At 72.5% G+C, this 13,158-nt stretch carries 12 protein-coding genes; 8 read left to right on the top strand and 4 right to left on the bottom strand.

Features of this window, described 5'->3' with window-relative positions; genetic code table 11:
• The first annotated feature begins 35 nt into the window (after positions 1–35).
• The 3 genes from ACFV9D_RS29440 to ACFV9D_RS29430 all read left to right on the top strand — a co-directional run bounded on the left by ACFV9D_RS29440 (position 36) and on the right by ACFV9D_RS29430 (position 2,270).
• Positions 36–917 (top strand): poly-gamma-glutamate hydrolase family protein, encoded by an 882-nt coding sequence (locus ACFV9D_RS29440; protein ID WP_385152708.1) that lies wholly within the window; start codon positions 36–38, stop codon positions 915–917.
• 55 nt (positions 918–972) lie between these two features.
• Positions 973–1,515: a GNAT family N-acetyltransferase gene (locus tag ACFV9D_RS29435; protein WP_385152706.1), complete on the top strand. Its 543-nt coding sequence runs from the start codon at positions 973–975 to the stop codon at positions 1,513–1,515.
• Between the two features lie 227 nt (positions 1,516–1,742).
• The gene (locus ACFV9D_RS29430) at positions 1,743–2,270 is read left to right on the top strand and encodes a DUF1062 domain-containing protein (RefSeq protein WP_385152703.1); all 528 of its coding nucleotides are present in this window, start codon (positions 1,743–1,745) and stop codon (positions 2,268–2,270) included.
• Positions 2,271–2,319: 49 nt separating this feature from the next.
• Here ACFV9D_RS29430 and ACFV9D_RS29425 read toward each other — a convergent pair whose 3' ends face one another.
• Complete coding sequence (locus tag ACFV9D_RS29425; RefSeq protein ID WP_385152701.1) at positions 2,320–3,030, bottom strand: hypothetical protein; 711 nt, start codon at positions 3,028–3,030, stop codon at positions 2,320–2,322.
• Positions 3,031–3,222: 192 nt separating this feature from the next.
• On the opposite strand from ACFV9D_RS29425, the gene ACFV9D_RS29420 reads away from it, so the two are divergent.
• From ACFV9D_RS29420 to ACFV9D_RS29410, 3 genes are all read left to right on the top strand, one after another.
• Positions 3,223–4,095 (top strand): LysR family transcriptional regulator, encoded by an 873-nt coding sequence (locus tag ACFV9D_RS29420; RefSeq protein WP_385152698.1) that lies wholly within the window; start codon positions 3,223–3,225, stop codon positions 4,093–4,095.
• A gap of 51 nt (positions 4,096–4,146) precedes the next feature.
• Positions 4,147–5,112: a hypothetical protein gene (locus ACFV9D_RS29415; RefSeq protein WP_385152695.1), complete on the top strand. Its 966-nt coding sequence runs from the start codon at positions 4,147–4,149 to the stop codon at positions 5,110–5,112.
• 71 nt (positions 5,113–5,183) lie between these two features.
• Positions 5,184–6,314: an aminopeptidase P family protein gene (locus ACFV9D_RS29410; protein ID WP_385152692.1), complete on the top strand. Its 1,131-nt coding sequence runs from the start codon at positions 5,184–5,186 to the stop codon at positions 6,312–6,314.
• A gap of 9 nt (positions 6,315–6,323) precedes the next feature.
• On the opposite strand, the gene ACFV9D_RS29405 is transcribed toward ACFV9D_RS29410, so the two are convergent.
• The 3 genes from ACFV9D_RS29405 to ACFV9D_RS29395 all read right to left on the bottom strand — a co-directional run bounded on the left by ACFV9D_RS29405 (position 6,324) and on the right by ACFV9D_RS29395 (position 10,086).
• Positions 6,324–7,139 (bottom strand): hypothetical protein, encoded by an 816-nt coding sequence (locus tag ACFV9D_RS29405; protein WP_385152689.1) that lies wholly within the window; start codon positions 7,137–7,139, stop codon positions 6,324–6,326.
• A gap of 132 nt (positions 7,140–7,271) precedes the next feature.
• On the bottom strand, positions 7,272–9,023 hold the full coding sequence (gene treZ, locus ACFV9D_RS29400) for a malto-oligosyltrehalose trehalohydrolase (protein WP_385152686.1): 1,752 nt from the start codon (positions 9,021–9,023) through the stop codon (positions 7,272–7,274).
• Between the two features lie 73 nt (positions 9,024–9,096).
• Positions 9,097–10,086 (bottom strand): GNAT family N-acetyltransferase, encoded by a 990-nt coding sequence (locus tag ACFV9D_RS29395; protein ID WP_385152683.1) that lies wholly within the window; start codon positions 10,084–10,086, stop codon positions 9,097–9,099.
• A 163-nt stretch (positions 10,087–10,249) separates the two neighbouring features.
• Here ACFV9D_RS29395 and ACFV9D_RS29390 point away from each other — a divergent pair, with 163 nt between their 5' ends.
• Positions 10,250–10,798 carry an FHA domain-containing protein gene (locus tag ACFV9D_RS29390; RefSeq protein WP_385152680.1) on the top strand — a complete coding sequence of 183 codons (549 nt, stop codon included), beginning with the start codon at positions 10,250–10,252 and terminating at the stop codon, positions 10,796–10,798.
• Positions 10,799–10,907: 109 nt separating this feature from the next.
• On the top strand, positions 10,908–13,115 hold the full coding sequence (locus tag ACFV9D_RS29385; RefSeq protein ID WP_385152677.1) for an MMPL family transporter: 2,208 nt from the start codon (positions 10,908–10,910) through the stop codon (positions 13,113–13,115).
• The last annotated feature ends 43 nt before the right edge of the window (positions 13,116–13,158 follow it).

Raw genomic sequence — 13,158 nt, 5'->3', positions numbered from 1 at the left:
GAAGACTCGGCCGGGTCGTCGGAGATGATCTCCGCATGAATTTCACCAGCAGACGCACCCTCCTGACCTCCGTGGCCGCCGCGGCCGCCAGCCTTCCCCTGATCAACGACCTCGCCGGGAACGGCAGCACCGCCGCGGCCGCCACCACGGAGTTCTCCTCCAACACGGTGATGTACGGCGACCCCGCCCGCAAGGAAGGTGTCGACTGGATGCGGCGCTACCGCTGCGGCGCCCCCACCGCCTTCAACGACTACGCGAAGGACGGCCCGTCCGCTCCCGTCCGCAGCACGGCGATCATCGCCCCGCACGGCGGCGGCCTCGAGGCGGGCACCAGCGAACTGTGTCTCACCCTGGCCGGTTACACGCTCGTCGACCCCGGAGTCGAGCCGCAGGCGGTGCCGGGCGTACCGCAGCGCGACTACTGGATGTTCGAGACGCTGACCTCCCCCGGGCAGCCCCTCCACGTCACCTCGACCAACTGTGACGACCCGGCCGCCCTCGCGGTGTGCGGAAACAATCTGTACGCCGTCTCCCTGCACGGCTACTCCCCGGACGACAACGCGCTGGCCAAGCGGATCCTCATCGGCGGCCGCGACCAGCGGCTGATCGGCAACCTGGCGTGGGCCTTCAACAAGCACGGGCTCAATTCCACGCTGGGTGTCACCGTGGTCGTCGCGGGCGCCAACGCCGAGCTGAACGGCGACGATCCGGCGAACATCGTCAACCGCACCCGCACCGGAGCCGGCGCCCAGCTGGAGATCTCCACCGAACTGCGCCGGGCGATGTTCGGAGACTTCAGCGGCGGTGCCGCACGCAGGGCGACCGCCGGCGCCGGAGCTGCGGCCCCGTACTGGAACGGCTTCGTCGCCGCCGTACGCGAAGCCCTCGACCTGCACGAGAGCGGCCGCGCCTCCTAAAGGCAGTTGCCTTATTCGTTTGCCGTCGGCGAGCCCGGTCGGATAGGAAGCTTGCATGCTTAGGGGCAGCAAGGTCGGGCTCAGGGCCCGGCACGAGGAAGACATCCCGATCCTGCGGGCCGAGCTCTACGACGACGTCGTCAACGCCTCGCGGGCCGAAAGCGGGCCGTGGCGGCCGATCACGCCCGGCTCGAAGGACCCGCGGCTCGTGGTGGACGACAAGGAACAGGGGCACGTCCCGTTCTCCGTGGTGGAGCTCGAGGGCGGCACGCTGGTCGGCGCCGCGACGCTGTGGGGCATCGACACCCACAACCGGTCCGCCCACATCGGCCTCGGACTGCTGCCGTCTGCCCGCGGCAAGGGCTACGGCACCGACGTGGTCGCGGCGTTGTGCCACTACGGGTTCGTCGTGCGCGGCCTGCAGCGGCTGCAGATCGAGACGCTGTCGGACAACGCGGCGATGCTGCGCTCCGCCGAGCGCAACGGCTTCGTCCGCGAGGGCGTGCTGCGCTCCTCGGCCTGGGTGTTGGGCGAGTTCCTGGACGAGGTGCTGCTCGGGCTCCTCGTCCAGGACTGGAAGCCGGACCCGAAGATCTAGGACCTTCCGGCCGGCGGGGCGGCGCTCGAAAACCAGTGGAGCGGCGCCGCCGTGCGCCGTTACCGTGCTGCCGAACCGAGTCGCCCAGGCAAGGACGTGCCGTTGTACACCCTGTGAGACCTCCCAAGCGCTGAATCGTCGCGCGTCGCGCTCATGCGCCGCGCCCCTTTTTGCTGCGGATTTCTCACTGAAACCGGTGTACTTCTGTGCTCGAAAACTGGGTGGTCATGCCCACCTGCCTGCCGACCGTTCTCCGCCGTTGCCACACGTGCGCGTCCGAGCGCTTCCGGGCGAACGGCAAATTTCGCGTCAACGCCAACCACAAGCTCCTCGACGCCTGGCTCCTCGTCCTCTGTACCGCTTGCGGGGACACGGCGAAGCTCACGGTCCTGGAGCGGATGAACGTGCGCTCCGTACGACCTGAGCTGCTGGACCGGATGCATGCCAACGACCCGGGTCTGGCAGCCGAGTTGCTCCAGGACCCGGTCGTGCGGCGCCGTAATCGCATCGCCCTCGACTGGGACGACGCCTGGCGCCTCGACGCCGGCGGATCGGATCACCTGGACCGCGAGGTACTCGAGGTCTCGGTCCGTTTCGCGGCGCGGATCCCCGTCCGGCCGGTGCGACTGATCGCTGAAGGGTGCGGTCTTTCGCGGGCCGAGGTCGAGAGACTGATCACGGAGGGGAAGCTCGTCTCGGCGGTCCGGCTGAGCGGCAAGCTCTCCGGCGACTTCACCTTCATGCTCAAGCGCTAGGGCCTCCTCGGGACCAGGGGCCTGTCCGGCGAGATCCGCAGGACAGGCCCTAGCGCACCCTCTCCACCGCCGCCCGCGCCAGCGCCCGGATGATCGGGTGCGGGCGGGAGCCGTCACCCGCCAACTCCGGCTGGAAGAGCGTCGCCAGGAAGAACGGGTGCCCGGGCAGCTCCGCGATCCGTACCTGGCCGTCCTCGTCCTCGCCCGTGAAGCGCAGGCCGTGGGCCCGCAGGGTGTCCAGATGGCGGCTGTCCGGGCCGTAGTTGCAGTGGTACCGCTCAGTCGTCCGCTCGGCCCCGAGCACCGACTCCGCGAGCGAGCCCGGCGTCACCCGCACCGCCCCCTCGTGGCCCACCAGCGAGCAGGCGAGGGGTGCGATCAGCAGGTCGTCGCCGGTCGCCGCCGGGTCGTTCTCGGCGTGCGCGGCGCCGCTCAGACCGCAGACGTCTCGGGCGAACTCGAGCAGCGCGTGCTGGAAGCCGCCGCAGGTGCCGAGGAACGGGATGCCGTCCTCGCGGGCCGTGCGGATCGCCGCCAGCGCGCCCGCCTCGCTCTCGTACGGACTCCCCGGCAGCACCCACACCGCGTCGAAGCCCTTCACCGCCCCGGGCGCCTCCGCGTCGCCGGTCGGGATCCAGTACGCGTCGAGGACGAGGCCGTCGCGCTCGGCCAGCGCGTCGAGCAGGGCGGGGATGCGGACATGGGAGGTCACGTGCGGGGAACGGTCGCCGACCAGGGCGATACGGGATGTGTTCGTCATGCCGACCATGCTGGTCGGAGCGGTGGGTTCACGTCCAACGATGATTCCTGCACTCCCGATCGCGAACGCTTATGACGGGCGAAGGCTGATGACGGGGCGAGGGTGGCGGGGCGGATCCCGAGGCGGGTCGAGGGCCACGTAGCCTCGCCACCGCAATCCGACTCCCCGGCGCCCACCTATCCTCAGAACCCCATGGACCCGCACCACCTCCGCACCTTCGCCGCCGTCGCCCGGCTCGCCTCCTTCTCCGAGGCCGCCCGCGAGCTCGGCTACACCCAGTCCGCCGTCTCCCAGCACATCGCCGCCCTCGAGAACGACCTCGGCCTGCCGCTCCTCGGCCGCCGCCCCGTCGTCCCCACCGCCGCCGGCGAACGCCTCCTCGAGCACGCCGGATCCCTCCTCCTCCGCCTCGACGCCGCCCGCGCCGAGCTCGCCCGGTTCGCCGCCGCGCCCCGCGAGACGCTGACCCTCGCCGCCGCCCCGCTCGCCCTGCATCCCCGAACCCTCGCCGCCCTGCCCGCCGTCGGCGTGACCCTGCGCGCGATGCCCCGCGACGAGGTGCCGGCCGCCGTCGCGACCGGGGAGGCGGATCTCGGTCTGGTCGACGGACTCGCCGCGCCCAGCGACCCGTTGCGGCTCCCCGACGTCGCTCCGCTCACCGCCGTACGCGTCGCCGAAGAGCCGCTCGCCGTGGTCCTGCCCGCCGGCCATCCGCTCGCCGGCCGCCCGGGACTGCGCCTCGCGGACCTCGTCGACGCGCGCTGGCTCGACGCGCCCGACGCCGGGTTCCCGCTCGACCGGCTCCGGACCGCGCACGGCGGTCCCGCCGGCCACGGTTTCCGTACCGCCTTGCGCTACGAAGGCACCGACACCCGCACCCTCGGCGCCCTCGCCGCCGCCGGCCACGGTCTGACCCTGCTGCCGCTCTCCTTCGCCGCCGCGATCGCGGGCGCCGTCGCCGTACCCCTGAGCGCGCCCCGTCTCGTCCACCGCACCGAACTCCTCCACGCCGGGACCGAACCCGACGGTCCGGCCGCCGAGTTGGCTCGACGACTGATCGCCTGAGCCGCACGACAGGCCCTAGGCTGGGGGCCAGGCGACGGAAGGCGGGCGGACGTGGGGTTGTTCCGGCGAGGACCCAGGCGTGACGGTGAAGACGCGCCCAGGGACCCCGAGTTCTCGTACTTCTCCGAGCGCGAGGCCGCCCTCTTCCGCAGCCGGGTCCGCGAGGCCTTCGCCGAACTCGGCCTCGAAGTCACCGTCTACGCCGACCTGGTGAGCGACGCCGACGGCCGCAGGTTCGGTCTCGGCAACCTCGCCGCCGTCTGCCACAACGACCGCCGAGGACCGCGCGCCTGGCCCGCGCTCATCCGCCGCCACGTCGCCCTCGTCCTGCGCACCATGGACGCACCCTCCGCGCTCGACACCCTCCCGCCCGAACAGATCCGCGCCCAGCTCTACCCCAGGGTGGTCAGCGGCGACGGCATCGATCCGGCGACCTTCGGTTACGCCAGGAACGTCGCTCCCGGGCTGTACGAGATCCTCGCCCTCGACCTGCCGGAGAGCGTCATGATGCTCACCGACGAGGCGCTCGAACCGCTCGGCGACCCCGAGCAGCTGCGCGACCGGGCGCTCGCCAATCTCCGCGGCCTGCCCGTCGAGGGCCACGAGACGGTACGGGACGCCGACGGCATGTGCTTCGAGGTGATCCTCGGCGACTCGTTCTACACCGCGAGCCGCGTCCTCGACCTGGACACGGTCGTACGGCGCGTCACCGGCCAACCGCTCGGCGAGCACGGAGCGCTGGTGGCGATGCCGTTCCGCCACCAGCTCGCCTTCCACCCGATCCGCGACACCACGATCGTCCCCGCGCTCGGCGCGATGGCCTCGTTCGCCGCCTCCGGCTACGAGGACACGCCCGGCGCCATCAGCCCGTACGTCTTCTGGTGGCGCGGCGGCACGCTCACCCAGCTCAGCGACCGGGACGCGGACGGCGGAGACCTGCGGATCGTCGTCGGCGAGGACTTCCACGAGCTGCTCGAACGCCTCATCGCCCAGGGGCCCGGCCCGGACCGGCACTGACCGCTCCGGCACCGAGCGGTCGCGTCCGGTCGGAGTGCCGGGCAGGATGCTGTACGTCGAGGAGGAGACCCATGTCCAGCAGCGCACCCGCCCCCTTCACCGCCGACGACTACCGGGCCCGGATGGCCCGCGCCGCCGAGTCGGCGGCCGACGCCGGACTCGCCGGCGTCCTCGTCGCCCCCGGCCCGGACCTGGTCTATCTGACCGGCTACCAGCCCACCGCGATCACCGAGCGGCTCACCGTGCTCGTCATCGCCGCCGGTCAGGAGCCGGTCCTCGTCGTACCGACGCTCGAGGCCCCGGACGCCGAGAAGGCCCCGGGCGCCGCCGCGCTCAGCCTGCGGGACTGGACCGACGGCAAGGACCCGTACGCCGTCACCGCGCCCCTCCTCGATGTCGCCGGACGATTCGGCGTCAGCGACAACGCCTGGGCGATGCATCTGCTCGGGCTGCAGAAGGAGCTCCCCTCCACCTCGTACGTGTCGCTGACCGAGGCGCTGCCGATGCTGCGGGCCGTCAAGGACGCGCACGAACTGGAGCGGATCGCGGCCGCGGGCGCCGCCGCCGACCAGGCGTACGGCGAGCTCCTCAAGGTCCGCTTCGCGGGCCGGAAGGAGACCGAGGTGGCGGCCGACCTCGCCGCGCTGCTCATGCGCTTCGGCCACTCCCAGGTCGACTTCACCGTCGTCGGCTCCGGCCCCAACGGCGCGAACCCGCACCACGAGGCGGGGGAGCGGACCATCGAGCGCGGGGACATGGTCGTCCTCGACTTCGGCGGCCTGAAGCACGGATACGGCTCCGACACCACCCGTACCGTCCACGTCGGCGAGCCGACCGCCGAGGAGCAGCGCGTCCACGACCTCGTCCGCGAGGCCCAGCAGGCCGGCTTCGAGGCCGTCCGGCCGGGCGCGGCCTGCCAGGACGTCGACCGGGCCGCCCGCAAGGTGATCACGGACGCCGGCTACGGCGAGTACTTCATCCACCGCACCGGTCACGGCATCGGGGTCACGACGCACGAACCCCCGTACATGATCGAGGGCGAGGAGCGGCCGATCGTGCCCGGCATGTGCTTCTCCATCGAGCCGGGCGTCTATCTGCCGGGCCGCTTCGGCGTCCGCATCGAGGACATCGTGACGGCGACGGAGGACGGCGGCGGGCGCCGCTTCAACAACACCCCGCGGGAGCTGGCGATCGTGGAGTAGGGGGAGTGGTCAGACGGTGCGCGTACCGCCCTGGTCGCACGGGAGTACGGCCGTGGGATGGTCCGTGGCGAAGTCCTCGGAGATGTCCTGCGCCGTCCCCCGCATCGCGTCGCCCGAGATCCGGATCTGGCCCGTGAAGGGCCGGTCGATGTCCTGGATCAGCAGCAGCGAGCCGGTGAACAGGACCGCGAGCGTGGACAACAGGAGAAGGTGTGCCGGGCCGCGTCTGCGGGGCAGGCCGAAGGCGAAGGCGCCGACCGTGGCGGCGAGCGAGACCACCATGAACCAGTAGACGACCGTGGGGATGGCGGGGGTCGCCTCCCCGAGCCGGGTGTGCCGGGCCCGGGAGCGTTCGTCGTCCGCCTCCACCAGCACGTCGAACGTGGCATCGCCCCGGTGGGCGAGATCCTTGAAGGACCTGCGGAACTCGGTGGACCACACGGACGCGCGGGGCGAGGCCTCACCGCCGCCGTTCGCCATCGAGGGCCACTCGTCGGTCTCGATGGCGCGCGCGTAGCAGACCGCGGCGGCCTGGAGTCGCTGCCGCTGCGGCTCCGGCGCGTAGTCGGCCACCTCGTAGAGCTGGTCGACCCGGCGCGCCTCCGCCTCCACGGCCTGCCCGGCCGCGCCGAAGGACTCCGCCGCCACGACGATGACGAAGGCGACCAGCAGGACGGCGAGGGTCTCCAGCGGGCTGATGAGATCGCTGACGGACGCCTCGGCGTCCTCCTCCTCGTCCGCCGTGCGGCGACTGCGTACGCGATTGGCGATCAGGCCGACGGCGAGTGCGACGGCCATCGCGGCGATGGTGACGAGCGTGGTCATGTGCGAGTCCCCGAGCGGAGGTCGACGTACCGGGCGCCCCCCACCGGCCACAGCCCACCACGGGACGGGTACCGCGCGCCGCAGACAGGCCGGTCCATGATCCAATCGGCCCAGGGCTCCGCCCCGCCCGGGTCACCCGTCCGTCAGGACGACCGCGCACTCCGCCGGCAGCCGCAGCAGGCCGTCCGCGCCCGGGGCCTCGACCGGCTCCCAGGAGGCGAGGACCCGGTCGCGGCCGTTGGTGCCGAGAGGGATCTCCACCGGTTCCTTGCCCAGGTTGACCGCGACCCGCAGCACCCCGCGACGGAACGCCAGCCAGCGGGCGTCCTCGTCGAAGGCGACGCGGACCGCCGCCAGGTCCGGGTCGGTGAGGTCCGGCAGGGTGCGGCGCAGGGCGATCAGCTCGCGGTGCCAGGCGAGAAGCCGATTGTGCGGGGCCCGTTCACGCTCAGCACGGTCCAGGACGGAGCGGTCCCGGGTCGCGGGGTCCTGCGGATCGGGGATGTCCTCCTCCGCCCAGCCGTGCGCCGCGAACTCCCGTCGCCTGCCCCGCCGTACCGCCTCCGCCAGCTCCGGGTCCGTGTGGTCGGTGAAGTACTGCCAGGGCGTCGTCGCCCCCCACTCCTCGCCCATGAAGAGCATCGGCACCGAGGGCCCGGTGAGGACGAGCGTCGCCGCGCAGGCGAGCAGGCCGGGGGAGAGGGCCGCGGAGAGCCGGTCGCCCAGCGCCCGGTTGCCGATCTGATCGTGCGTCTGGGCGTACCCCAGGAAGCGGTGCGCGGGCGTACGGACCCGGTCCACCGGACGCCCGTGGTGGCGGCCCCGGAAACTCGAGTACGTGCCGTCGTGGAAGAAGACGTGGGTCAGCGTCTTGGCGAGCGCGGCCAGCGGGGCGCGCGCGAAGTCGGCGTAGTAGCCCTGGGACTCGCCGGTGAGGGTCGTGTGCAGGGCGTGGTGGAAGTCGTCGTTCCACTGGGCGTGGACGCCCAGGCCGCCCGAGACGCGCGGGGTCGTCGTGCGCGGATCGGCGAGGTCCGACTCGGCGATCAGGAAGTGCTGGCGGCCCTGCTCCCGCGCCAGCTCGTCCACCGCCTCGGTCAGCTCCTCCAGGAACGTCAGTGCCCGGTCGTCCACCAGGGCGTGCACGGCGTCCAGGCGGAGCCCGTCGATCCGGTAGTCCTGGAGCCAGGCGAGCGCGCTGTCCCGCAGATACGCGCGGACCTCGTCCGAGCCCGGCGCGTCCAGGTTCACCGCCGCGCCCCACGGTGTGTGGTGCGTGTCGGTGAAGTACGGGCCGAAGGAGGGCAGATGGTTCCCGGACGGGCCGAGATGGTTGTGGACCACGTCCAGGACCACACCCATCCCGAGCCCGTGAGCCGTGTCGACGAACCGCTTGAGCGCGGTCGGCCCGCCGTACGGCTCGTGGACCGCCCACGGCGCCACGCCGTCGTACCCCCAGCCGCGCGTCCCGGGGAAAGGACACAGCGGCATCAGCTCCACATGGGTGATGCCGAGCCCGGCCAGCTCCCCGAGCCGCTCGGCCGCCGCGTCCAGGGTCCCGTCCGGTGTGAAGGTACCGACGTGCAGCTCGTACAGGACCGCGGCGCGCAGCCGCAGCCGCGGCGCCTCGTTGAACCAGACGTACCGGGAGTGGTCGACGACCGCGCTGAGCCCGTCCGGTCCGTCCGGCTGGCGGCGGGACCGGGGGTCGGGCAGCAGCGGCCCGCCGTCCAGGGAGAAGCCGTACCGGTCGCCGTCCTCGGCCGCCACGACGCCGCTCCACCAGCCGGCCCGCTCGGCGTCCCGCTCCAGCGGATGTCCGGTGCCGTTGAGCTCCAGCGTCACCCGGTCACGGGCCTGCGGGGCCCACACCTCGAACAGCACCGGCCGAATCCCCTCGTCGATGGTCCACGCGCCACGGCAACAGCGACAGCGACTACGGCGTCCATCCTGGCAGTCAGGACTGGGCCGCGCCCGGCGTGTCCCACACGAAGTCGATCGACCGCTCGAAGTTCACATAGCCCGCGCGGGCGAAGGACTTCGCCATCGGGACGTTGCCCAGATCGGTCGCCGCACGGATGCGCGGCACGTCCTGACCGGCCAGGATGCGGGTGCCCTCGGCGAGGATGTCGTCGATGTAGCCCTTGCCGCGGTGTGTGGGGAGCACACCGATATAGGCGATCGTGTGGTTGTAGTTGTTCCGGGCGGGCACGACGAAGCCCACCGGCTCGCCGCTCTCCGGCAGCTGCGCGACCTGCCACCACTCCTGGGGCGAGGTGTAGTGCGCGAACTCCTCGTCGTAGTGCTGCTCCGCCGCCTCGCGGGGCGAGAGACCGGACGCGAGGTCGGCCTGCCCGTGCGCGTCGAGCGTGCCCTCCATGACCGGGGTCATCAGGGCGACCAGGTCCTCGCGGTCGCGCACCGGGCGGAACTCCAGCCGGCCCTTCGGCTCCGGCAGGGGAGTGCCGGGGAGCCACTCCAGGCGCAGCCGCTCGACCAGCGGGCGGGCCCCGGAGGCCTCCAGGACGCCGAAGAGCGTCTCCAGCCGGGCGCGGGTCTCCGGCACCTCGCGCCAGTCCGGCGGCATGAACCGGTTGAACTCGGGGCGGGCCGTGCCCGCCGGTACGACCGCGGCGGTCGCCGTCTCCAGGAGCCGCAGGCCGATCTCGGCGCGCTCCTGCTCGGGCAGCTCGGGGTCGAGGTCGAAGAAGTCGAGGAAGAGCGGCTCGCCGCCCTCCTTCTTCGTCCACCAGGAGAGCCTGGCCAGTACGCGGTCGCCGCGCAGGGCGACCCACATCCACGCGGGCACGCGGCGGCCGGTGGCGAGGTCGTCCTCGAGTTCGTGGTCGAGGACGTAGCTGAGACGGCAGAACAGGTCCAGCTCGTCCGGTCCGGAGAGCGGGCGCAGTATCAGGCCGTCGGTCGTGCTGTTCGAAGACGCGGTCACGTCATATCCCCCAGGGAGTCGAGTGCGCAGACCGTATCAGCGATCTTGGTGGCGAGGTCCAGGCCTTTTCCGGCGTCGGTCGTCGCTCGGGAGCCGGGCCTCGCCCGCCGGCCGGCGGGCGCCGTTCTGGACACTTCGGGCCCCTCGGCCCGACAATCACGGTGTGACGACGCCTTTCGAGATCCCCACGCACTCCCCTCGGCTCTCCGACGCCGAGCGGGACCGTGCGCTGGTGCTGCTCCGTGAGGGTGCCGCGCAGGGCAGGCTCTCGCACGACACCTTCCTCTACCGCATGGAGCGGGCCCTCGTCGCCCAGCGCCCCGACGAACTGGCCCTCCTCACCGCCGATCTGCAGACCGAGTCCGGCTGGACGCGGCGCGTGGTGGGCGCGGTCGAGAAGATGTCCGCGTTCACGGCCAAGCTCGGCCGCGCCTGGCAGGCGGAGCGACTTCCGAAGCTGCTGCTGCCCGAACCGGGGCCGCATCCGCTGCGGATCGGCCGCGACCCGGGGAACGGACTGCGGCTGAGCCACGAGACGGTCTCCCGGCTGCACGCCGAACTCTCCCTCCAGGGCGGCATGTGGGTGCTGCGCGACCTCGGGTCGACGAACGGCACGAGCGTCAACGGACGCCGCGTCACGGGCGCGGTGGCCGTGCGGGCGGGCGACATGGTCGCCTTCGGCCAGATGTCGTTCCGGCTCTCGGTCCGTTGAACGGCCGGGCGGGGTAGGGGATTTACCCCTAGGGGTGGGGGTAACCCCCCACCGGGACACAGGAGTCCACCAGTGACCGCGTACCGCCTCCGACGGGAGGCTGACCGTCATGAGAACAACAGGTCAGCAGCGTCAGGGCAGAAGAGTTCCGGTCACGGTCCGCACCGCGCAGTGGTGTGCCACGCACCCGTGGAAGGCCATCGCCGGCTGGGTGCTCCTCCTCGCCCTGTGCATCGGCGCGGGGGCCGCTGCGGGCACGAACAAGGGGTCGTTCGCGGACTTCTGGATCGGTGAGGCCGGGCGCGCCGAGGCCATGGCCTCCGGCAGCGGGCTGACGCCGCCGCCCGTCGAGCAGGTGCTGATCGAGCGCGGGAACAGGTCGGCCGGTGAGGAACCGGCGGCCGCCGCGGGCGAGATCCGTCGGCGGATGGACGGCCTGCCCGCCGTCGAGTCGGTCGGCGAGCCGGTCGCCGCCCGTCACGGCGACGCCCTGCGGATCGCGGTGACCCTGCGCGGGGACCGGGAGACCGCGAAGAAGGACGTCGACACGCTCCTCGCGCAGACCGCGGCCGTCCAGGAGGCCCACCCGGGCCTGCGGATCGAGCAGACGGGCAGCGCCTCGATCTCCGTCGCCGTCAACGACAAGCAGGGCCAGGACCTCCAGCGGACCGAGATGATCAGTCTCCCGGTCACCTTCCTGATCCTCTTCGTGGTCTTCGGCGCGGTCCTCGCCGCCGGCATCCCCGTCCTGCTCGCCGTCTTCGCCTTCGCCGGCTCGGTCGGCCTGTACGGGCTCGCCTCCTGGGTCTTCCCGGACGCGGGCGGCGCGGCGCTCAGCGTCATCTTCATGATGGGCATGGCCGTCGGCGTCGACTACTCGCTCTTCTACCTCAAGCGGGCCCGGGAGGAGCGCGAGCGCGCAGGCGGCACGATCTCCCACGCCCGCGCCGTCGAACTGGCCGCCGCGACCTCGGGCCGCGCCGTCGTCGACTCCGGTCTCGCCGTCGCCCTCTCCGTCGCGGGTCTGTACCTCGTCGGGGACGTGATCTTCTCCTCGATCGCCACCGGGGCGATCCTCGTGACGCTGGTGGCGGTCGGCGGCTCGCTGACCGTGCTGCCCGCCCTGCTGGCCAAGCTGGGCCACCGGATGGACGGCGGTCGGCTCGGCCGCAGGCGCCGCGCGGGCGGCGAAGGACGCATCTGGGCCAGGCTGTTGCGGCCCGTCGTGCGCCGTCCGCTGGTGGCCCTGATCGCCGGTCTCGTCGCCACCGTCGCGCTCGCCGCGCCCGCGCTCGGCATGAAGCTCGGCACCGAGGGCAAGGAGACCTTCCCGGACAGCATCCCTGCCGTCGCCGCGTACGACCGGCTCGTGGCGGCCTTCCCCTCCGAGGGCCCCGCGCATCTCGTCCTCGTACGGGGCGAGGACCCGGCCGCGCCGCTGAAGAGGCTGGCCGAGGCGACGCGGGGTGACGCGCTCTTCGCCCAGGATCGGGCGCCGGCGGTGCGCACGGCCGAGGACGGGCGCACCGCGCTGCTGGCCCTGCCGGTCCCGTACGCCGCGAACTCGCCCGAGGCGAGCCGCTCCCTGGAGAAGGTGCGCGGACAGCTGCTGCCCGCGGCGGTCGAGGGAGTACCCGGGCTGCAGTGGGCCGTCTCCGGCGAGATCGCGGCCGGCGCCGACTACGCGGCGCACCAGGAGCAGCAGCTGCCATGGGTCGTCGCCTTCGTCGCCCTCGCCACACTGGCGATCATGTACGCGGCGTTCCGCTCGGTCGTGATGGCGGCGCTCGGCACGCTGCTCAACCTGGCGTCGGTCCTGGTGGCCTGGGGCGTGCTCACGCTGGTCTTCCAGGGGACCTGGGCTGAGGGGCTGCTCGGCTTCGAGTCGCTGGGCTTCGTCGGCTCCCGTACGCCGCTGATGGTGTTCGCGATCCTGGTGGGGCTCTCCACGGACTACCAGATCTTCGTGGTCAGCCGGATCCGGGAGGCCGTGGGGCGCGGGGTGCCGACGCGGCAGGCGGTCGTGGACGGGATCGCGGGCTCGGCGAGTGTGGTCACGAGCGCCGCGGTGATCATGGTGTCGGTCTTCGTGAGCTTCCTGTTCATCGACCGCATCGAGATGAAGCAGATCGCGGTCGGCCTGACCGTCGCCGTCCTCTTCGACGCGATCGTGCTGCGCGCGGTGATTCTCCCGTCGGCGATGGCGCTCCTGGGTGAGCGCGCCTGGTGGCCGCGCCGCCCGTCCGAGACACCGGAGCCGGTGCCGGCACCGACGTCGCGGGCCGGCGCGGTCGCCCAGTCGAAGGCCCGGCTCTGAGCCTTCTTCGCGGCGTCGACGGAGAAGGCGGGCGGGACGGCGC

The sequence above is a fragment of the Streptomyces sp. NPDC059875 genome (assembly GCF_042731085.1).
Classification (GTDB): Bacteria; Actinomycetota; Actinomycetes; order Streptomycetales; family Streptomycetaceae; genus Streptomyces.
Note: the sequence above shows the minus strand (reverse complement) of the source record. Positions and strands in the feature narration are given on the sequence as shown.

Coding starts and splice junctions, on each gene's coding strand:
- ACFV9D_RS29440 (WP_385152708.1), top strand. CDS start 36: ATGAATTTCACCAGCAGACGCACCCTCCTGACCTCCGTGGCCGCCGCG.
- ACFV9D_RS29435 (WP_385152706.1), top strand. CDS start 973: ATGCTTAGGGGCAGCAAGGTCGGGCTCAGGGCCCGGCACGAGGAAGAC.
- ACFV9D_RS29430 (WP_385152703.1), top strand. CDS start 1,743: ATGCCCACCTGCCTGCCGACCGTTCTCCGCCGTTGCCACACGTGCGCG.
- ACFV9D_RS29425 (WP_385152701.1), bottom strand. CDS start 3,030: ATGACGAACACATCCCGTATCGCCCTGGTCGGCGACCGTTCCCCGCAC.
- ACFV9D_RS29420 (WP_385152698.1), top strand. CDS start 3,223: ATGGACCCGCACCACCTCCGCACCTTCGCCGCCGTCGCCCGGCTCGCC.
- ACFV9D_RS29410 (WP_385152692.1), top strand. CDS start 5,184: ATGTCCAGCAGCGCACCCGCCCCCTTCACCGCCGACGACTACCGGGCC.
- ACFV9D_RS29405 (WP_385152689.1), bottom strand. CDS start 7,139: ATGACCACGCTCGTCACCATCGCCGCGATGGCCGTCGCACTCGCCGTC.
- ACFV9D_RS29385 (WP_385152677.1), top strand. CDS start 10,908: ATGAGAACAACAGGTCAGCAGCGTCAGGGCAGAAGAGTTCCGGTCACG.